This window comes from Membranihabitans maritimus, from assembly GCF_021729145.1.
Lineage (GTDB): Bacteria > Bacteroidota > Bacteroidia > Chitinophagales > Saprospiraceae > Membranihabitans > Membranihabitans maritimus.
On record NZ_JAJSLW010000009.1, the window covers coordinates 253,046 to 274,402 of the forward strand.

Annotated in this window: 12 protein-coding genes; 6 read left to right on the plus strand and 6 right to left on the minus strand. The window is 39.8% G+C overall.

Annotated elements, in window-relative coordinates; genetic code table 11:
- Positions 1–1,018: 1,018 nt before the first annotated feature.
- Positions 1,019–1,423, minus strand: coding sequence for a Fur family transcriptional regulator (locus LVD47_RS12995; protein WP_236976908.1), 405 nt, complete (start codon positions 1,421–1,423; stop codon positions 1,019–1,021).
- 247 nt (positions 1,424–1,670) lie between these two features.
- Positions 1,671–2,087, minus strand: coding sequence for a BrxA/BrxB family bacilliredoxin (locus LVD47_RS13000; protein ID WP_236976910.1), 417 nt, complete (start codon positions 2,085–2,087; stop codon positions 1,671–1,673).
- A gap of 86 nt (positions 2,088–2,173) precedes the next feature.
- Here LVD47_RS13000 and LVD47_RS13005 point away from each other — a divergent pair, with 86 nt between their 5' ends.
- Positions 2,174–2,350 (plus strand): hypothetical protein, encoded by a 177-nt coding sequence (locus LVD47_RS13005; RefSeq protein ID WP_236976913.1) that lies wholly within the window; start codon positions 2,174–2,176, stop codon positions 2,348–2,350.
- Between the two features lie 286 nt (positions 2,351–2,636).
- Positions 2,637–3,701 carry a peptide chain release factor 1 gene (gene prfA, locus LVD47_RS13010; RefSeq protein ID WP_236976915.1) on the plus strand — a complete coding sequence of 355 codons (1,065 nt, stop codon included), beginning with the start codon at positions 2,637–2,639 and terminating at the stop codon, positions 3,699–3,701.
- A 641-nt stretch (positions 3,702–4,342) separates the two neighbouring features.
- Here prfA and LVD47_RS13015 read toward each other — a convergent pair.
- The 3 genes from LVD47_RS13015 to LVD47_RS13025 are packed head-to-tail and all read right to left on the minus strand — an operon-like array spanning position 4,343 to position 7,484.
- Entirely contained in the window at positions 4,343–4,681 is a 339-nt protein-coding gene (locus LVD47_RS13015) for a 2TM domain-containing protein (protein ID WP_236976917.1), read from the minus strand.
- Positions 4,682–4,710: 29 nt separating this feature from the next.
- Entirely contained in the window at positions 4,711–5,073 is a 363-nt protein-coding gene (locus tag LVD47_RS13020) for a hypothetical protein (protein WP_236976919.1), read from the minus strand.
- Positions 5,070–7,484, minus strand: a complete 2,415-nt coding sequence (locus tag LVD47_RS13025) for a penicillin acylase family protein (protein WP_236976921.1) — start codon at positions 7,482–7,484, stop codon at positions 5,070–5,072. Before LVD47_RS13025 ends, LVD47_RS13020 begins: the two co-directional genes overlap by 4 nt.
- 978 nt (positions 7,485–8,462) lie before the next feature.
- On the opposite strand from LVD47_RS13025, the gene LVD47_RS13030 reads away from it, so the two are divergent.
- From LVD47_RS13030 to LVD47_RS13040, 3 genes are all read left to right on the plus strand, one after another.
- Positions 8,463–9,293 carry a 2OG-Fe(II) oxygenase gene (locus LVD47_RS13030; RefSeq protein ID WP_236976930.1) on the plus strand — a complete coding sequence of 277 codons (831 nt, stop codon included), beginning with the start codon at positions 8,463–8,465 and terminating at the stop codon, positions 9,291–9,293.
- A 192-nt stretch (positions 9,294–9,485) separates the two neighbouring features.
- Positions 9,486–12,536: a PVC-type heme-binding CxxCH protein gene (locus LVD47_RS13035; RefSeq protein WP_236976932.1), complete on the plus strand. Its 3,051-nt coding sequence runs from the start codon at positions 9,486–9,488 to the stop codon at positions 12,534–12,536.
- Between the two features lie 5 nt (positions 12,537–12,541).
- Entirely contained in the window at positions 12,542–13,066 is a 525-nt protein-coding gene (locus LVD47_RS13040; protein ID WP_236976934.1) for a carbohydrate-binding protein, read from the plus strand.
- A 563-nt stretch (positions 13,067–13,629) separates the two neighbouring features.
- Here LVD47_RS13040 and LVD47_RS13045 read toward each other — a convergent pair.
- Positions 13,630–18,759 carry a fibronectin type III domain-containing protein gene (locus tag LVD47_RS13045; protein ID WP_236976947.1) on the minus strand — a complete coding sequence of 1,710 codons (5,130 nt, stop codon included), beginning with the start codon at positions 18,757–18,759 and terminating at the stop codon, positions 13,630–13,632.
- Between the two features lie 389 nt (positions 18,760–19,148).
- Between LVD47_RS13045 and LVD47_RS13050 the strand changes: the two genes are divergently transcribed.
- Positions 19,149–21,357 (plus strand): right-handed parallel beta-helix repeat-containing protein (locus tag LVD47_RS13050; RefSeq protein ID WP_236976948.1); only part of this gene is annotated, 2,209 nt, incomplete at its 3' end.

Sequence of the window (21,357 nt, forward strand, 5' to 3'; positions counted from 1 at the left end):
GAGGTTGTATATATCAAATCATGGGTTCTGCAACCTGGAGAGTTGTATAGAGAATTGTTTCTGTCATAAATTTTGCAGTGGGCAAAATGAATGGCCAGAAACGAATCGGTTATTTTATTTTTCCCCTGGGTTAAAGCCCAGGGCAGGTCCGGATTGAGACCCAGTGTTGATTCGGGTTGAACTTCAGTTCTGCAAAATGAGATTATGGGAGGATAGGAGGTTGTATATATTAAATCATGGGTTCTGCAACCTGGAGAGTTGTATAGAGAATAGTTTCTGTCATAAATTTTGCTATGGGCAAAATGAATGGCCAGAAACGAATCGGTTATTTTATTTTTCTCCTGGGATAAAACCCAGGGCAGGTCCGGATTGAAGCCTGGTCTGGTCCGGATTGAGACCCAGCGTTAATTCGGGTTGAACTTCAGTTCTGTAAAATGAGATTATGGAAGGATAGGAGGTTGTATATTTTAAATCATGGGTTCTGCAACCTGGAGAGTTGTATGGAGAATTGTTTCTGTCATAAATTTTGCAATGGGCAAAATGAATGACCAGAAACGAATCGGTTATTTTATTTTTCTCCTGGGTTGCTTCAAGAGTATCTTCCTATTTGACACATATTAATCCCTTATATTTGGCGGGTTTAATCCATTCTATAGTGTTCATGCTATCTCTCCATTCCAAATGGCTGAAGTAATATATTTACAGCAAGATTACCCCTGATTTAGTAATGTTGGCCAACAATTTTTATGTCGGGAATAGGTTGGCAAAAGTAGGTGAGTAAAAAAGGGGACAAATCAAGGCTTGGTGTTAGTTTGAGAGGGCTGGTAAGTAAGGGGAGTGTGAAAGCCAAATATTATATCTTAATTCTAAACATATATGTTTTATTTCTTTATTTTATATTGTGCTGACTGTATGCATGTATCTAATATAAAGTGGAGATGTTTCCCGTAATCGCTGCAAAAGAGCAAAGAAAATGGTCACAATTCTGAATTTCGGAATGTCAAATTATAAATGTTCTTTAATAATTACAGTGATCACAGACGCCTTTAATTACGAGATTTGCTTCTTCCGGTTTGTAGTTTTTGGGTAATTCTATGTCAGGTATTTGATACTTTGGAAGGCATAATGTTTCATTGCACATTCTACAATGGAAGTGGAGGTGCATATCCTTTTCCAGGTTATCCCCTCTGAACAATGCATACTTAGGAGCCCCGGTTCCGTCATCAATACTATGTACCAAATTATTTTCCTCGAAGGTCTTGAGCGTCCGGTATAGGGTAATACGATCAGATTTGGCAAAAGTTTTTTCCAGGTCGGATAGGCTTATTGCAATATTTTGCTTTGAAAGCTCTTCCAAAACCAGTAGCCGCATAGCTGTCGGCCTGATATTTTTTTGTAGCAGGGTGTTTTCGTATTCATTCATTATAGGATAAATGCCTGGTCTCTAATATTGGTTTAATAAATAGTGGATAAATAGGAAAGTAAAATGTCGCCTGGTTTGGGAATGAAATGATACTTCCTTTCCCTTAGTCTGTTTTTCATGTGATCAGTTGCCATTTTCATTTCATTCTAGTTTACAAAGTTTACGAGCTTTTCATCTATAAAAAAAAGCCATTCCTTCATATTGAATAGAATGGCTTTATAGTAGTAGGAAGCTTCTTTATATTCCTTTATGCGCAATATTCATTAAACGCATTTTTTAATTCATCCGCAATCGCATAGGCTGTTCTTCCTTCGATTTGGTGTCTTTCAATCATGGTAACCAGTTTACCGTCTTTAAATAGTGCAATTGAAGGGGATGAAGGTGGATAAGGGAGTAAAAATTCCCGGGCTTTACCGGTAGCTTCCCTGTCCACACCCGCAAAAACGGTAACCAATCTATCCGGCTTCTTATCATTGCCCAGGGAAAGTTTGGCTCCTGGCCGCGCATTCGCTGCGGCGCAACCACACACGGAATTTACAACGAGTAATAGAGTTCCTTGTGTATTTTCTATGGCATCGATAACATCCTCCGAACTTGTCAATGATTCAAACCCGAAATCAGTGAGATCCTTTGCCATCGGGGCTACTAAATCTGGTGGATACATATTTGTCTTTTTTGTTTGTATTTAAATAATTGAGTTTATCAATTGTTTTGCAAAATTAAGAAAATTTTATCTATGCAGCGTACCGAATGGCACGCGATTTACCCGGGATGCCCCTTTTTACCCACGAGGCGTACCAAAAGGCCCGCGTTTTATCTGCGATGGACCTTCCTACCCACGGAGGGTACCAAATGGTAAACATTCCACCGGTTTATGGAAAAAGGGCAGTACATTCCGAATTCATGGGTAGTGGATACGTATCGTAATACATCATCCCATTTTTTATAAAGCTATATTTCATGCAATGGGCTGTGGCTTTTTGTCCCGCTAGAGACAAGGCATGGGGGAAAAAACGGAAATGGGTTGGTGTGCCGTCAGGTACGCGATAAATAAGAAACGATTATTTGCAGAATTAGTGGTAAATATGCAATTCCATTGTGGTGAATTATCTCAATATTAAAGCATTTCCCAACTTACAATTAGTCATTTATAATACTACTTTTTCTTTTTGAATATTACTTGTAGTTTTGCAACCGAAATAGAAGAAAATCGATGATAGACAAATTAAAACAAATAGAAATAAAGTTTCACCAGATTGAGGAAAAACTGACTGATCCTGAAATAATTGGCGATCATAAACGGTATGCTGATCTAAACCGGGAGTATAAAGAACTCAAGGAAATAGTGGATATTTCCAGGGAGTATATCAATATGTTGGATTCAAAAGAGGTGGCCCAGCAGATGATCGATGATTCTGATCCCGAACTCAAGGAAATGGGAGAAATGGAAATGGAGTCTATTACTGAGAAACTGGAGGAACTTGAGGGAGAAATAAAGGTTTTGCTTTTGCCCAAAGACCCAGATGACCATAAAGATGTTATCATGGAAATTAGGTCTGGAGCTGGTGGTGATGAAGCCTCAATTTTTGCAGGGGATCTCTATCGAATGTATAGTAAATACTTCGAGACCAAAGGTTGGAAACATGAAATTCTTTTCGTTAACGAAGGAACAGCGGGTGGCTATAATAAAATCGAATTTGAAGTTAGTGGAGAATCTATTTATGGATTTTTAAAGTTTGAATCAGGGGCTCACAGGGTCCAGCGGGTTCCTAAAACAGAATCCCAGGGTCGTGTCCACACTTCTGCTGCCACCGTAGTGGTTATGCCAAAGTTGGAAATGGAGGATGTGGATATAAAAAAATCTGACCTCAAAGTTGATACTTTTAGATCGAGTGGGGCCGGAGGGCAACATGTCAATAAGACTGAATCCGGCGTTCGCTTTACCCATTTACCCACAGGAGTAGTATCGGAAAGTACGGACGGGAGGTCACAAATTAAAAACAGGGAAATTGCACTCCAGCGTCTCTATCAAAAAATATACGAGAGCCAGAAACAGTCATATGAATCCGAACAGGCTGCCAAGCGAAAATCACTTGTCGGATCCGGAGACCGGTCGGATAAAATCAGGACATATAATTATCCCCAGAACCGCGTAACAGATCACCGCATTAATCTCACGCTCTATTCTCTGGACAAAATAATCGAGGGCGACCTGGATGAAGTAATTGAGAATCTTCGTATTTATGAAAATACGGAGAAAATGAAAGAGCTGGAGTAGGAAGTTGGGGTATTGTGACATTTGTTTTATACCCGGAGCCAATAAATGACTTTCCATTTGCATAGCATTTTATAGTCTATATGGTATCGTTTCTTAAAACGTAAGATTATTGGGAAGGATGATTAAATACCATTCCTTCTGAATATTGGTGGGTAAGTTTTCAAATCCAATCCGCACATTTAATTGCCTTCATTTACCGGTGTAATGATTCTATCATAGGCAAACCATACGTCTTGCGGCCTTCACTAAGCTATTTATTAGCCGGAACCATCATTGTTCAGTGGCTTACCTTCCCCATTGGACTATGTGTGGGATACCATTCCTCTTGGGGCCTGATAGTTGAAATAAAAGAACCGGGTCGAGAAAATTTTTGGTTTCTGGGATAGCCTCTCCCCCGAGCCCGGTTTATTTTTGAAATGCTAAATTAAATTATTTTGTAATATATCAAAAACTACGCCAAATTTCTTTTTAAGATATTTGATTCTGATTTCTGATCTTGCTAAAAAAAAGGAGAGGTATATGAGGTAAATAGAATGTGCATTTCAGCAATAAACCAATAGAAGTGTTAAAAAAATAGTAGAATTCGTTTTATTATTGTTTTGGGATAATAGAAGGGAAGTACTACCTACTCCAGGTTCGCATCAGACAAAATCTGAATCCTTCCACTCTTTCCTAAGTTCCTTGAAGTCATCAAGGTCAATTTCCTGATCTTCAGTTTTTTCACGCGGAGAATCCCAATCGTCAATATCATCTTCATACTCTTGTTTGTCGGTATGATAAATATCTATTGCTTTGTGAATGATGGAGATCGTCCACGGTATAGCTACTAAAAAGAATACAAATGAAGGAACCCCTGTCCGAGAAAAAAGAAAGGCAAAGAATATCAACATCAAAACAAATGAAACCAAACTTTTTTGAAATTCTTTTACTTGTTCTCTTCGTGTTTTTAATTTTGAACTTTTTGATTTGCGTTTACCCATTAAACCAAGTTTAGTTCTTAAACGAATTATTAATTAATATCGTTCAAATGTATAGATTTTTGTAAAAAATGTCCTGACAAACCTCCTAACAGTCCAATAATTCCACCTAGAATGCCAGCAAAAATCACCAACGTTTTGCCATTTGCCAAGCCGAATAATTGGGCTATTCGCGAGGATAGGATTCCACCATTTCCTGTATCTGTAATTAATGCTGCAGTTAACCATACTATGGCTATCGTGACAAATGAGATAATAGCCTCCATCAAAGTATTGTTTAGTGGTAGAAATGCCCCAAACAAAAAAGGAATTATAAAAGAAAATCGCCAATCCAGGTAGAAACTACACAACCAGCTTCCGCATATAATAAATACTATTTTTAATAATTTTCTCATAAAGGGGTAAAAGTGATGGTATATGGGATTTTATTCTTAATTTTTTCGGGTTTGTTTTTCAATTCGACTGTATAATAGTTTCCCTCATACCATGTGTCAATAAAATTGTCATAGAATTTCGACCCTGGGTTACCTGATTGTCCGCCCGGGTATACCACCCTGGCCATCGTGCTATCTCCTTGTAATTGTACTATCATTTTCCAACTGGGCCCATTGGTTCGCGTAATGGCATTAATGGTATTCCCATTCCCCCCGGTAAATAGGTTTCGATGGGAAAATGTAGGAATTTTTAGCAAATGATCTATAGATAATGGTGAATATCTACCCCATTCCTTTGAAGTTTCATTAAGATTATTAAATTTTTGTAGAGCTATTTTCCAGCTTTCTGCCAGTATTTGACTTGCATTTTCTTTTACATTTTTTGTAGAAACCTTATCAAAAATCGGATCTCCGGGATCTTCTAGTAATATTTCATTTAACCTCCATTCTTCCGGGCGTATGATCTCATTTTTATCTGCATCAGTTAATTCGTCAAAAGTTTGCGTTATTACTTCCTCAATCCAGAACTCACTAAGAATGGGGAGAGGACTTTCAGCGATATAATTATAGTCCCAATTAGCCATTTTTTGGATCCAGGGTTCCTCTTGAATATTGATGGGAAGGGATTTTATAAAAACAGGTAGTAATTCAGCGGCTTTTAGATTGTAAACGCTGTTTTGTATGTTTTCTACATCTTTTATGGTGATAGAAGTATAATTTTGTATTAGGTTTGAAATAGTTCTTCCCCGGTATTGATCAAATCGGCCGGAGTAATAATATGGATAGTTTTTATAGGTAGGCCATTCATTAGCAGATACAATATAATTTTCAGGTGGATTTACAAAACCAGGTAAATCTGATTGTGGGATAAACCCAGTCCAGTCATTTGTTGTTTTACTGCCATCGCGCGCAAACCGTCCGGCCCCGTCTTTCCTTGTTGGAAATTTTCCCTGTACGGTAAGGGCGATAGAATCCTCATCGGAAGCAAATATTATGTTCTGTCCGGGAATGTAAAAATTTTGGATGGCTTCCTGGTATTCCTGAAGATTGTTGGCTTTCATCAGACCAAAAAGCATAGCGAAATCACAATGGGTATCGGGATAATGACTAATCCACTTGACTGCAATGTCTGTGGAATCCGTCTGATCAGAATATACAATCGGTCCCCAGTGGGTGTCCCATATTTTTTCGATATGTGTATCATTCCCTTTGACTTTTATATTTTCAATTCTTTCACGGGCATTTTCGACCTGATTGTCAATTATATACTCTCCTTTATCTTTATTTTTCCATTGAATGGTATAGGCGTCGATAACGTCGATGGACGCATTGGTCAGGCCCCAGGCAACATGGTCATTAAAACCGATGACTATTCCGGGCATTCCTGGGACGGAAACACCATAAACATTAATTCCTTCGCTATTAAGATGATTTTCATACCAAATGGACGGAAGAGAAAGGGGCAGGTGGGGGTCATTGGCTAAAACAGGAAGTGAATCCTGTGTCAATACCGCCCGCAATGCCCAATTATTACTTCCAATATTGGGCTCTTGTTCTGATGAGAATTCTATATCAAAATAATCTTGCACAGCGTTGGGCGAGAGGTTATTTTCCTTTGCAGGCAGTGGGTATGTCGAACTATCCGTAATAATAGGTCTGTGTTTCCGGGGGAATTCAGGAAAAAGATGAGAGAAATTACTCTCCCCTAATTGTTTGAGTACATGGCTGTATTTCAAATCCTCCATTCTCAGATTGAGGGTGGCGGATAGTGAAATTGTAATGGATGCTGTTTTTTCCAATGACCATTTTTGCGGGGATTCATTCAGTAATTTGTATTCGATTGGATAGTTTTTGGGAGATAAATTATCTATGTAATAGTTGACACCTGATGTGTATGCCTTTATCAAGTCTATCATGTCGGGATGCCTCTTCCAACTGTACAATTTACTTTTCACTGCTTTGGGGAAGTCAATTTTGCGGGAAAAAATATCTTTTTCCAATGTAGCGGGACCAAGTATTTCGGACAATGTACCCATAATAGACCGGCTGGTAATATCCATTTGGAACAGACGGTTCTGGGCATGTAAATACCCCTGAACAAAGAACATATCCCGGTTGGTCTCTGAAAATACATGAGGTATCAATCTATTATCAAAATATACTTCTGAACTATCAGCTAATCCGGGGTGTGTAAAGAAACTGTGCGTTCCCGATTTTCCGGATTCGGCTTGTGCCCAAAATCCTGTAAAGGGATTTAGAAATTTGCCAAAAGGCGGGATGGTAGTTGATCCGAATTTTAGCGGATTGGATAATATAATTAGTAAGCTAATGCTTATCGAAATTATTATTATAAATTTCCAGATATTTTTCATTGAATTGAAATATACTGTTGATAGCTAAAAGTAAAAAAATCTAGTGGATTTCAAAGGATGATTTTTATAACCCTGGTCCCAACCGTACCGATAAAAAATAATATTTCTGCAGGAATTCCCTATAATTTAGTTGCCCGAAGGAGGAGTTATACCCAGTAGATTATAGGATGTAGCCTAAATTTGAAATGGATTTTCTGTGAGCATGAGGCAAAAAACGCCCCGAGGTATCCCACAGTGCAATTAAGGTAAGGGACAAAGCTAATTAGATGGCAAATATTTCCCGCTGATTTACGCTGATTTTCGAAGATAATCATTGAGTTTCTGCGATAATCCTCGATATCTGCCCTACGGACCACTTTGTGGCGGGTCGTTGGTACAGATCTAAAATTAACGTGAACTCGACGAATAATTGTTTCTGGCATCAATTTTGCGAAAAAGGCAAAATTTAATGCCAGAAACAATGTTTTCACTTGTTTTCCACCCTGGGTTGACACCCAGGGTTAGGTATATTTCGCTTCCCGACGATTTCATGTCGGGACAAGCGCTTCAGAGCTCTTATTTTCTCTGTCGAACTCACGTTAAAATTAACAATATATTGCGTGCGGTAGATACGCTGCAGAAGATCAATTGAGTAAGATTTTACCAGAATAAATTGTTAAAAAAAGATGTGTACCAACGTTACGAGGAGGGCAGGTTGCGCAGAGAATTTGTTAAATTTAGACAAGTTGTTATAGTGCAATTGGTATAAGATACATCAATTATCCAATAGATTCCTGTTTTGAAACAATGGATTAATTGGCAAACCCTTTTCTGCTTACATGCGGTAAGGCTTTCTGTACCGCTAACAATAATTGGTATCTGTCCGGCCTCATACGATTCTTTCGCAAAATATATTTTTTGGAATATTATTAATAAAAACTATATTTAAATACCTACTTTATATTAGGTGTTTTAAGAATAGTAAACGATCTGATTGAAATGAAAGAATTTTTACCCCATAATTATCAGTCTTTATTAAAATTTGCAGAGGAAAATGCTTTTAAATATGCGGAAGCCGATCCTTTTCCCAATATTTATTTTGATAATTTTTTTCGCGAAGAAATGTTGGATGGCATCCTGGAAGAATTTCCCGATCTTGAAAAAAGACGTGAGATTCATTACAGTAATCCCAACGAGGAAAAATTAGCTACGAAGGGGGAATTCTCCTTTGGTCCCAACACAAAGAAATTAGTACATTTTCTTAATTCCCAACCTTTCCTGGAATTTTTGCAGAAGTTAACCGGGATAAAGGAAGCCCTTATACCGGATCCCTATTTCGAAGGAGGTGGTTTTCATGAAATCAAAAGAGACGGTTACTTAAAAATTCACGCTGATTTTCACAAGAACCGGAGAATGAATTTAGACCGAAGACTCAATTTACTTGTTTATTTAAATAAGGATTGGGATGAAGAATATGGGGGTTATTTTGAACTGTGGGATAAAGATATGGAAAACTGTAAGGTGAAAATTGCCCCGTTTTTTAATAGGGTAGCCCTTTTTTCGACTACGGATAAATCATTTCACGGCCATCCCGATCGATTGAACTGTCCGCCCGATCGCAGCCGAAAATCCCTGGCGCTGTATTATTATACCAACGGAAGGAGTGATTCCGTTGACAAGGTTACCGGCAGCCGAATAACGACGACGTTCGTATCGAGAAAATCCCGGGATAATACCAAAATGAAAGTGTATAATACAGCGGTAAACCTAGCCAATGAAATTCTTCCTCCCATCGTAGTGAAGTCGATTAAAAAACTGAGGAATAAATAATACTATTTTTACTTTTCTTAATGATATCTTAATAATGGTATTCTATTCATGATATTTTGATGTATATTTTCTTTGACAATGAAGTTGTTTTTAAACGGCTTCAATGTAATGATTTAAGGGAAAGTCGGTCGACCTGTATTAAAAGCTTTATTAAAAGGATTTATACAGCCAACTGAAATAAATCAATTGTGAATGATTAAATACCAATTTGCCGGAAAATTAAAAGAAGTTTCATTTTATATTTTCATCTTTTTTTTCCCGGTTGCCTGCATAAGGGATGAAGCTAGTCAAGGGATTGAGCCCTCCAAAGCAATTTCTACGTTCGAAATTGCTGAAGGATTTGACATTGAACTCATAGCCAGTGAGCCTTTGATAGGTGATCCTATAGCCATGGAAATTGATGAAAACGGTACGATGTATGTTCTGGAGATGCATGGTTATCCTATGGATCTTAGTGGTTCCGGTGTAGTAAAAATATTGAAGGATACTAATGATGACGGGAAGCCGGATGCCAGTGAGGTATTTGTTGAGGGTTTGAGGTTACCAACGGGAATAATGCGGTGGAAAAATGGGGTAGCCGTTACAGATCCTCCGAATCTTTTGTACTTTGAAGATAAGGACCAGGATGGAAGAGCGGAAGTCCGGGACACTATATTGACAGGTTTTGCACTTTCGAACCCACAGCACAATTTCAATACACCAAAATACGGAATTGACAACTGGATTTACGTGGCCAATGAATCCGTGTATACCGCCAAGGTTTTTCCCGATCTTTTCGGGGGCGAAGGAGGGGATGTCTTTTTTACGGATTTTCCCGATGGGCCGATATTACCCAACAACGCCATGGGACGAAGTGTAAGACTCCGTCCCGATAAAGTTCTATTGGAAAATTTGTCAAGTTATACCCAATACGGTCATACATTTGATAAATGGGGACGCCATTTTTTGGTCAGTAATGCCAATCATATTTTTCACGAGGTGATTCCGGCTAATTATCTTTCCCGAAATCCCAATCTCCTTGTTGCCGACGCTACGGAGTCAATTGCTGAACACGGCCAGGCTGCCGATGTATTTCCAATCACGGAAAATCCGAGGCACGAATTGTTAACGGACCTGGGGGTATTTACATCTGCTTGCGGGATTACGGCTTATTTGGGCGGGAGTTTCCCGGAAGAATTTGAATCGATGACTTTTGTTGCAGAGCCCGTGGGGAATCTTATCCATGCAGACCGCTTGCTTGAAAATGGTGCTACCTTTACTGCTTCCAGGGTATATGAAGAAAAGGAGTTTTTAGCTTCAAGGGATAGTTGGTTTCGGCCGGTAAGTATGAAAATTGGCCCCGACGGTGCATTATACGTAGTGGATTATTATCGGCAAATCATTGAACATCCCGAATGGATGGCCGAGGATGTAATAGAGTCCGGGGAATTGTATAACGGTACCAACCAGGGGCGAATTTACCGAATTTCTGCTCAAGGAGACCGGGGGATGGATTGGATGGGAACCATAAAGTTGGGGAAATTGAGTAGTCAGGAATTGGTGGATAAATTGTCTGATCATAATATATGGTACCGCTTAAATGCACAAAGGCTTTTGGTAGATAGAAATGAGAAGTCCGTAATCCCATTATTAAAGGAAAAACTTAGAAGTGAAGAAGCAGCCGTAGGAAAATTACACATCCTGTGGACTTTGGATGGACTGGAAGGTCTGAGTGAGAATGATATTCTTTTGGGATTGAATGACCCGGAACCCGGTATCAGGGAAAATGCCATCAAATTATCAGAAGGTTTTTTGAGTGGCGATAGTGAATTGACAGTAAGTCTTTTGGGATTGAAGGGTGATCCCAATGGTCGCGTACGATTCCAATTGCTTTGTACATTGGGGGGATTATCCGGAAAGGACGCAGCAAAGGCACGTGAAGATATTCTCTTTAACGATATTGATGATTCGTGGATTCAGATAGCCGCTTTGTCGGCACCGGATGAAATGCAGGGAGGGTTAATGGAATCTGTACTGAGGAGGTTCAAAGCCGGTGAAAAATCACACCGTTCCCTGGTTGAAAGGCTTAGTTCGATGTTAGTAGCTTCTGGTAAATATGAAGAAGTTAAAAGCCTAATCGGAAAAGTGATATCAGGCACCGGTCGAGACACTGAAATTTGGGGTGAAGCAATAGTACACGGATTGGTAATGGGATTTAGAAATGTTGACTTTGATAACACTGAGTTTTCGGATCAACAAGCCGGTATTGTCAGTGTCCTTTTTGAAAAGAACAGAAGTACCGGACTTAAAGAGGCATTTGTTGATTTATTGAGAATAATGAATTTTTCAGGGGGAAGCTATAGTGAAAACGATAAGGGGAAAGCTTTGGCCCTGGTAGAGGAAGGTTCCGGGAATGTGGAACAGAGAGTGGTTGCCCTCCGGTTTTTATCTATGTTTGCTACCGATCAAGCCGCTGGTATTTTCAAAGATCGACTTACCCCGAATGAACCTACCGAAGTTCAACTGGCTTCCCTTGAAGCACTGGGCGGTATACCCGGGACGGGTAGTTGTGAGTATTTCCTGGAAAATTGGCAGGTATTAACTCCTGAATTAAGAGATCGCGCTATCGATATGTTTATTAAAAGTGAGGAGCGTATGCATTTGTTGGTGGAAGCAATGGAAGGTGGGATCGTGGATCCGGCTTCTGTAGGGTGGAGAAGAAGCGTAGAAATGATGGCCCAGCAAGAGAATGAAGACATGCGGAATCGGGCCAGGGCTTTATTTACCGGTAATTCAGGGGAAAATGACCGGGAAGAAATTATTGAGGAGTATAAATCAGCTCTTTCCATGGAAGGAGATGCCGGAAGTGGTAAAATTATATTTGAGAAAAATTGTTCTATTTGCCATCAATTTGGGGGAAAAGATGGAATTGCCTTTGGTCCCGATCTGAAGACTATTAAAAACAGAAGACAGGAATCCATATTAAAAGATATTTTAAACCCCGGATTATCTATTGCAGATGGGTATGATATGTGGAATGTAGAACTGAAATCTGATAAAGTAGAGCAAGGTATTATTGCCAGTGAAGCTACCAATGCGTTGACACTTCGCAAAAATGGTGGGGAGGAATCAGTAATTCCCCGTAATGATATTAAATCATTAAAATCTATGGGGATGTCTTTAATGCCGGTTGGGTTGGAAAATCAAATATCCATTCAAGAAATGGCAGATTTACTTGCTTTTATTAAATCAAATAAAAAATAGGAATAATGATTTATACAGTAAATGATATATTTTCTTATTTAAAAGGAAGTTTGCTTATGGCCTTCTTGTTTTTATGTACCTTTTCTTTTTCTCAAAATGATAGTCCGATCAGTGGGAGGGAACTGGTACAGCCCGACCCTGATGGTACTTTTTCACTAACAGCAGAAACGGGTGAAGGGATGGGCCCCGGGATCAAATATATGCCCGAGTGGCGGGCCTATGGTTGGTTTACGGCGGAAGATCGGGTAGAATGGAAAGTCAATGTAACTTATGGCGGTGAATATGAAGTTTATATGGAATGGTCTGTATCCGATGAAGAAGCCGGAAAAGAATTCTTATTGGAATTAAAAGGGGATTCCCTCTCGGGAAAGGTGGACAAATCTGGTTCATGGGAGACATATAAGATTGTAAGTATAGGGAAAGTACGCCTCGAAAAAGGGATCCAGGATGTTGTTTTCAGGCCCAAAAACCGGTTCCCGGGAGAGGCTTTGTTGGATTTACGGTATTTGCGGTTTTTGCCAGTGAGGTAATGGGTGTTTGATCAACAACTATGGTATTGATTAGATTGAAGTTTTATTGGTTGCAAATGATATATTCTATTATCATTTAGAATAGTTTCTTTGTGATCTCTCTCTTTGTGGAAATCAATGCCAGAAACGATGCTTTTACTTGTTTCCCACTCAGGGTTAATTATATTTCGCTTACCGACGATTTTATGTCGGGATTCGTGCAGATCCTGGCGTGAACTCGCGGCCCGGCCTGGACGTCATCGCATTTATTAATCCTCCGAATTACAAACCTTCGGGATCGCCTGTACATGCACTTCAAAACTCTTATTTTCTGTCGAATTCAGGTTAGCATATTATATTTGTTATTACTTTCTTTCTACCCTGAAATTTAAAAAGACCTGCACCTCCATTCCTCAAGGAGTAAGGAGCACAGGTTGATAATAAACCAAAATCTTTAATTAAAATGACTGGAAAATCTTTGAAAGTCGCCATCGTGCATTCCCGTATTTCTAACACGGATTTCTAAGACCAGTTTCATGTATGCGGAAGTGGGGACCTTCAATATTTTGTCATAAGAAAAGCTCTTACTCCATCTTGACAAGTTTTTCAACTGATAATCTTTCACCTTGTACGGTAAGTTGAATGGTATAAACCCCGCGCGGTACAGAAGAGATATTAATATTGGTTTGCGATTCAAAACTTCCCTTCCGGATAAACCTGCCCGATAAATCCCATATACTGTATTCAACGGAATTTTTTGAATCAACTTCTATCCTAAAAATTCCATTAGATGGATTGGGGTATATTTTCGAAGTTATTCTCTTACTGCCTATTAGGGGAGGAGTCGGTAAAGTAGAGATTCCGGAATCAACATTTACCGTTAATGAATCTTCTACGGCCGGAATGGGTACCAGGGTTATTAATCCCAGGTCTGCAACCGTATCCCCGATAATAGTCAGTGAATCCAGAAAGCCTGCACTGGAAAATACGGAAGGTTGCCGGACTGAAAAGCCGTCGGGTAGGTTAATCTCCAACTGATATATTCCTTCCTGTAACGGGGAAAAGAATATTCTACCTTTTTGACCGTGCCAATTGTCGGTAGTTAAAGAATCTATCAAATCAAGAGAGTCTAGGGGGTTGTATTTCATGAGCTTCACGGGAATCTCATTGGTTCCGGCACCCTGGATAAATCTTGCATTTTGAATGTCATGCTCTTTCCCTATCGATAGTTTAATTTCGCCAAAATCAGATCTGCTTGAACCATTGATATTTATATATTGATCCCTATAACCAATATTTCCTGAAGGATCTATTGCTATCCATCTTCTGATTAATGAAATTGTATCTCCGGATAAAGGGGCCAATTGTGGAATTGAATATACCGTATCCCATTTTACAGAATTACAAATATCAATTATTTCTACCTGATCATCAACAGGAGGCAATTCTTTCCATGAGCTTATAGTAATATCGTTGGGAAATGACCTGAAAACCGGAGGGTCCAGGTCGTATAACGCGAGATAATAAGTAAATGAATACGACTGACCACATTCATTTGTCACCATATACTCGTATTCAAAGAGTGACATTAAACCGTGTTCCGAGGAGTCTTCTTCTGATGGTAATTCCAGCCGGTAAAGATTGGTACGGATGTTTGCATTGGGATCCCTGCCTGCATTCAGGTCTGAACCCAAAATTTCGAAGGGCAAACAATCAATGATGTGAAGCGTATCCCCTGATGTGAGTCCAATCATATGTTCAGCCACAGGAGTAAGGTCTTGTTTGAGTTCTCCATCGTAGATTATAGTTTGTTCGAAAGCAGCAGCGTTCCCGGAAGGATCTGTAATCGTCCACTTTCTCAAAATATTAAATCCGCATTCGACATCTGTTTGTATCTCTTCAAAGTTAATTTCTGCTGAACAATTGTCTTCATAACCTATAGGGAATATTGCCGGAACATCACCGGGATTATTGATCAATACTGTGGGGTCTGGTGTGGATGTAAATTCCGGTGGAATATGATCTAGTATCCGGATATTCGCTTTTTTGATAATCGTGTGATCATCGTTTGTGGTGACGGTAATCGTTACTTCATTATCGCCCAGATCTTCACAGTCAAACGTCAATGGGCTAACATCAAAGTTTTTGACATGACAGTTCCCAGATAGCCCGGTTACAATTTCATTAGTCATTACAGATGCCATTCCATTTTCATCTAAAATCAATGTCGTATCATTCACTGGAATATCAAGCTCCCCTTCGTCTTTAGCGACGATGTAAAAAGCTCCATACGAAGAAGTCTCCATTTCCACATAAGGTGTATTGGCCAAAGTCCCGTTACCCGTAATTTTGTATTCGATCCGACAGCTGTTGAGTGCTTCTCCACAGGATTGCTCGGTCCTGATAATCGTAAAGTCTGAAATAGCCGATGTTTCACTACTTCGGCTGATGAGGTTATTAGCTTCAGAGGAAGTAAAATACAACCGGATTTTGGCTGTTCCGTTAGATGTAGTATTAATGTTAAAACTACGGTCGAGGTAAGGTGTATAGTCATCGAGTTCCCTGTTCTCCGAACTCACGAAGGCGCTGGCGGTTACATTCCCCACTGTACCTTCCAGAGGTTGTATGGACGCAATAAGTATTCCGTCATTATTGTATAAGTGGTGCCATTCTGCATAGCCTCCATAGCCTACATCTACAGTTTCTGAGGAAAGGCATTCGTCTTTATCATCCGTTTTAGTAAAATTCCCGTCACAAGCTACCAATGCTTCCCATCCGAATCCATCAGTATAGTTACCGGAATGAAATTTGAATGTCAGATCACCGGTACTACCGTGGAATAATTCCCCGGTTAAATTATCTGCGCACCAGTATGGACTGCCATCACCTGAATTTATAGTATTGCTTTCAAAAGAGTTCCCGTTGTAAATCGATAAAAAATCCTCACAACCGTAGATACTGTTTTCATCAATATCTGCTTTGATAAAAAGGACGTATGGATCATTTCCTGAATACCGGACAGCATAATCTTCAAATTCACTGTAATCACCCTCTTTCCCCCCGGTGTCTGTGAACAAACGGTCAGTACAATTGGCGTCTGAAATGGAGGGTTGAGAACTTGTTCTTACTTTTATTTTTTCCCATTCTCCTTCTGATTCATTACAATCAGGTTTGATATAGATCTCGTATTCTGTATTAGGAGTCAACCCGTTAATTAGTAAATAATAAATTCCTTGATTTAAGGAACTCTCATCAACCTGGGACGGGGAAACAGTGATACCTTCTGTGTCCGGATCAAAGCCTTCCTCACCGTATTTGATAATCCAATCCGTAAAGTCGGGTTGATAGTACCATGAAATACGTATTTCCCGGTCCGTATCATCATTGTAATTTAAAAGTTCGATTGGTGGGCAACTCGAACAATTGAGTTCCACTTCCACCTCCCCGGTTTCATACGATTCATTTCCCTGAATACCCACATACAGGTAATATTGAACGCCGGATTCCGAATCGAATGAATAGTTTTCATCACCATCTTTTTTGAGACAGATAATTTTGTTCAAACCAGAACATGTACCTTTTGCCAGATATCCGTTAAAATCCAGATCATCAGATGTCTCATCATTTTTTATATCAATGGTCAAATGATCCCCAGTCCCTTCGAATTGATACCAAACGCCCCTTCCTATATCGCAAATAGCATCGTCCAGATTGTCGGTAGTCCTTTCCGTATCCCAACTGGTTGGATATCCGCAACTCAATGTCGATGCTTCTGCACAAATATCTCTGTAATTTGTCGTTCCGTAATCTCCACAAGATACATCCATATCAAATGTAACGTTTTGCGTTGAACGACCTTGGTCATATGAAATATAGATATAATACATTTCTCCCCCGTATGCTGTAAAAACTACAGGATCGTTGTTGAGCTTATCAATAGAATAACAGGATACGGTAGCATCAAAATTGCAATTACTTCCCGCAACAATAGAAACATTCAAATCAAAATCAGCTAATGGGGAATCGCTATTATCATAATTGTCAAAATCCAATTTTACTTCTTTCGTTGACCCACTATTTGTATATTTATACCAAATACCTCCTTCGGTACTACTTACACACGCAGCCAATTCCTGTGGATAGGGAAATGATACGGTAGCACCTTTCAGTTGTTGGTCGCTGTATGAGCTCCCGCAGTTTATGGAGATGGCATTGGAGCAAAGGTCGTTGTCGATGGGATCTGTTATGGTTTCTGCAAACACGTAAGACCAATCCCCGTATTCTTCATCGTCGCATACGGACCGGATATATACATCGTATTGGGTATCCGCAGTTAGGCCGGTTAAGGTGTGACTGCTTCCTGTCACATCAGGTACTGAAGTTCCCCCTGAATTTACGTTAAATCCCACGGGGCCGTATTTGATTTCAAGTTCAGTCCCCGTACTTTGTTCAGTCCAACTGAGAGTTACACTATTCGCATCCGGATAATCACTAACCTGGAAATTATCCACCGGTCCGCAGCCTGCGGTTAAGTTAAGAGTGAAACTACCTTCATAAGCGCCTTGATAATCTCCTACAGAAAGATAATATGTAGTTCCATTTTCACTATTAAATGTAAATGACTCCCCCCCTTTGGTAAATACATTATCGTGACAGGAAACCTCTGATTTCCCGGAGCAGGAAGTCCCCTGAAATAATACGAGAACGCCATCTATATCTGAAGTTTCCATTTGGACTTTAACAGGATTTCCATTCCCTTCTAATGTATACCAAACTTCCTTCCCGGAACTACAATTACTTATAGTGGTTGTGGCTCCCTGAGTGGTGCCATTTTTGGAATCCCCAATGTCAATAGCGATGGCTCCACTACATTCATCATTAGAAATTGGTTCGAAGTCAGTTTGGAATTCATAAGGCCCTGCCCAGTCACTAAGATCATCAGTTCCACAAATAGCCCGGACATAGAAATCATATTCTGTGCCTTCATCAAGTCCTGTAAGGTTGGTCGAAGTATTTGTTAAATCAGGAATAGTGTTTCCTTCGGACTCAGCGTCAAAACCCTTTTCACCGTGTTTTACCTCCCATTCTAAAGCAGAACCGTTTTCAGTCCAGGATAAGTTAGCAGCTTCCGTGGTAATATTATCAGCAGACAATCCCGAAGGTTTGGGGCAGGTTATTTCTTCCGCTTCCTGGTAATGTACTGTAATTTCCCATGTATTGTTGAGGATCTTTTGATAATCTGTATTACAATCTGTATCATCAAATCCATACGTTCGATAGGCTTGAAGTTGGAATATTAATTCGGTGCCACCTGAGTAAACACCATTGGCGATATCCACTTCGGACCGGCTATATTCTTGTGTTCCTGGCTCGAAGCCACTTCCCTGGAACCAGGATTCAGCAGATGATTCATTCGTGAAATATATTCTCGAGTTTTGTTCATTGATAAAACCATAAAATGGTTCCCCGACTGCTTCTATCGAATATTCTACATCTATCCCCGTTACTTCATAAAATCCACCGGATGGTAATGTGATTGAAATTTCCCCCGAGCAATCATTATATAATCCATTATAATCCAATGGTAGGTCCCCTGATGAATAGGTGGCCATCAGTGTTTCCTGGGCGCGAATAACCGGGGAGTTTAACAAACAAATTGCAATAAAAAAAGGGAGTATAATTAATTTTTTGTTTCTACATACTTGGATTTTCATCTCAATGGCATTTAAAGGTAATGGGATTTAGCGTATAACACTGGCAAATTTATTAAGGAGATATGACTTTTTTGTACGTGGTAACACGTACGAAAAATGTTAAATTAAATTATTATGAAAATGATATCTTTTCTTTACTGAAAGATGTAAGAAAAATGTTTTTATTTCGTAATAAAGAATGGTGGTTTTAGGACTATATAAGCGTGTTGAACACGTATTACGTAATTTATTAATGCATATATCACTAATAATATTTAGAATATGCCATATCTTTATGTATTTAAATATTATATTCTCTATATGTTTTAAAATTATTTTATTAATTGTGGAAAGGATTTGTTAATATTACAAGTGATTTGAGATCTTAATAATAAAACCTAAGAACCTGAATGAACCGATTTAACCCCTGTAAATTCGGATGGTGGTATTGGAATGTAATACTAATTATTAGTGCAGCGCCTATCATTGGCATTTCACAGAATTTTCCTTTTGAATTACCAGAACTTCCTGAAGGTAAAAAAATACAGATATTTTATAATGTGGTGGTGAACGATCCATTGGATCCGTTAACTACCTCTTTTATAGGTCAACAGGATACGGTGTTTTATGGAAATGAGTTATTCCTTTTAAGCGATGATCCGGCGACTATGGCTGCTGATGATATTACATTGACTCCCGCATCTCAGTTTGTCTGTAATTCATTCGATGGTATTGTATACGTCGATCAATCAGCTGGAGCAGGGAGTAATGATGGCTCTTCCTGGGGTAATGCCTTTTTGAATTTGCAGGATGCTTTATTAGCTAAAATTATTTGTCCGGAGAATGTGGATACGATATTAGTGGCTGAGGGAACGTATTATCCTACGGATGACGGTAACAGGGATTCTTCATTTAATATTCCGGACAGTGTAGTGGTATTGGGGGGATTTCCTTCGGGAGGTTCTACATTGGCAGAACGAAATGAGTTGTGTGAATTATACCCCACGGTATTAAGCGGTGAAATCCAGGGAGATAATAACAATACCAATAATAGCTACCATGTGGTGTACACGGATCATGTCAGTGAAGCTACGGTGGTAGACGGTTTTGTGATTACCCTGGGATATGCACTTACCGGAAGTATTAATGCCCGGGGCGGTGGATGGTTTAATGACGGTTCGGGAGCGGGTCAATCTTCTAATCCCACCATACGGAATTGTACCTTTATTAATAATGAAGCGCATTATGGAGGGGCTTTATACAATGAAGGAGGGGTTGGTTCATCTATCCTGAATGGTGCCGGGGGCGAAGCATCCCCGGTTATTACAAATTGCCGGTTTGAAAACAACTTCGCAGCTACTTCCGGTGGAGCGGTTTATAATAGTGGATATCAAGGGATAAGTTCTCCTGTTATCATAAATTCTACATTCATCGGAAATACAACTCAAGATCGTGGTGGTGCCATAATGAATTATTGTATTTCTTATAACGATATCGACTCAGAATCTTCACCTGTATTTAATAATTGTGTATTTTCAGGGAATTCCGCTTCCTTAGGTGGCGCTGTATCTAATTGGAGTGAATTGGGTAATAATAGTAGCCCGGCTTACGCTCTGGTGAGGGCTTCCTTTGTCAATTGTGTGTTTTCCGGTAATTCGGCGGAATTCCAGGGAGGAGCATTAGATAGTTATTGCGATCACGGGACTGATTCAAGCCTTTTTGTCAATTGCGTGATTTCGGGCAATTATGCCGGTAACAACGGAGGAGCTATGCATCTTTTCGGAGATTTATCTATCCCGGAGATTATTAATAGTATATTCTACAATAATTCGGCTGGTTCGGGCAATCCTGTTTTTCATAATGGCAGTGCGAACCCATCGATCCAAAACTCCCTATTCGATGTGGATTTTGTTACGGTTAATCACAATATGGCTGTTTCGGATAACGGAGGGAATAAATTTGAAACGGAGCCTCTGTTTGCCTATGCCCCTGCGGCGTCTGCAGCACCTACTGCGGCAGGAGATTTCCGGCTGATGTCGGGTTCCCCGGCCATCGACATGGGAGATAATACGGCGAATATGGAAACAGAAGACCTGGACGGTCTTTCGCGGGTGTATAACGGGACGATAGATGTGGGAGCGTATGAGTGGCGGGAATACTGTAAACAAGATACAGTGTACCTGGATGAGAATGGCGAAGGAATAGCGGATGAGACGGAATTGGTAGGGGAGTTGCCTGAGTTTCCGGGCTGTGTAGTAGATACGGTGCTGGAAGTGCCTTCTGTCAGTTGTTCTGACACGGCCGTTTTGTATCATTTGTTTTTAATTAAGGACGAAATGGATACCGTACTTCGCTGTACGGATACTATATGGGTACTGGACACGATATCCCCGGTGATTGCTATGGAAGAAGTGGAATTGATGTTGGATAATGAATGTATGGCGACAATGCCGGACCTGAGCAGTTATGCCTCGGATAATTGTGGAGTGGAAAATTTTATACAGGACCCGGCTGTTGATGAGAACCTGGGTTTGCCCGGGGAAATAGTAATGGTTACGCTGACGGCAATAGATTCGAGTGGAAATGAAACGATAGAAACCTTTGATATAGAGGTACAGG

What these genes read in the sequence shown, in the direction of transcription:
- LVD47_RS12995 (WP_236976908.1), bottom strand. Translation starts at nt 1,423, where the DNA reads ATGAATGAATACGAAAACACCCTGCTACAAAAAAATATCAGGCCGACA.
- LVD47_RS13000 (WP_236976910.1), bottom strand. Translation starts at nt 2,087, where the DNA reads ATGTATCCACCAGATTTAGTAGCCCCGATGGCAAAGGATCTCACTGAT.
- LVD47_RS13005 (WP_236976913.1), top strand. Translation starts at nt 2,174, where the DNA reads ATGGCACGCGATTTACCCGGGATGCCCCTTTTTACCCACGAGGCGTAC.
- prfA (WP_236976915.1), top strand. Translation starts at nt 2,637, where the DNA reads ATGATAGACAAATTAAAACAAATAGAAATAAAGTTTCACCAGATTGAG.
- LVD47_RS13015 (WP_236976917.1), bottom strand. Translation starts at nt 4,681, where the DNA reads ATGGGTAAACGCAAATCAAAAAGTTCAAAATTAAAAACACGAAGAGAA.
- LVD47_RS13020 (WP_236976919.1), bottom strand. Translation starts at nt 5,073, where the DNA reads ATGAGAAAATTATTAAAAATAGTATTTATTATATGCGGAAGCTGGTTG.
- LVD47_RS13025 (WP_236976921.1), bottom strand. Translation starts at nt 7,484, where the DNA reads ATGAAAAATATCTGGAAATTTATAATAATAATTTCGATAAGCATTAGC.
- LVD47_RS13030 (WP_236976930.1), top strand. Translation starts at nt 8,463, where the DNA reads ATGAAAGAATTTTTACCCCATAATTATCAGTCTTTATTAAAATTTGCA.
- LVD47_RS13035 (WP_236976932.1), top strand. Translation starts at nt 9,486, where the DNA reads ATGATTAAATACCAATTTGCCGGAAAATTAAAAGAAGTTTCATTTTAT.
- LVD47_RS13040 (WP_236976934.1), top strand. Translation starts at nt 12,542, where the DNA reads ATGATTTATACAGTAAATGATATATTTTCTTATTTAAAAGGAAGTTTG.
- LVD47_RS13045 (WP_236976947.1), bottom strand. Translation starts at nt 18,759, where the DNA reads ATGAAAATCCAAGTATGTAGAAACAAAAAATTAATTATACTCCCTTTT.